Genomic DNA, 244 nt, shown 5'->3' on the forward strand with positions numbered 1-244 from the left:
AATGATTAATTATGGAACTAAAAGATATATTTTCTAAGCGACTGCGCAACGCACGTCTGATGCGAGGCTTGTCCATGCAACAACTCTGTGTGATGATGAATGATATTGTCACCAAACAATCCGTGTCCAAATACGAACGAGGCGAGAGTATGCCAGACAGTACCATTCTCATCGCATTATGTAAAGCCCTGAACATTTCCCCCGACTATCTGTTTCGTGAAAATCGTTCAGCTCTCAATAATGT

1 protein-coding gene is annotated in these 244 nt (G+C 41.8%); it reads left to right on the plus strand.

Going from position 1 to position 244, the window contains the following annotated elements; all coding sequences use genetic code 11:
* Positions 1 to 11 precede the first annotated feature (11 nt).
* Positions 12 to 244: helix-turn-helix domain-containing protein (locus ACQRBJ_RS16355; protein WP_445304273.1), on the plus strand; the 233-nt coding region annotated here is incomplete at its 3' end.

This window comes from Prevotella sp. SGI.167 (assembly GCF_050313615.1).
Classification (GTDB): Bacteria; Bacteroidota; Bacteroidia; order Bacteroidales; family Bacteroidaceae; genus Prevotella.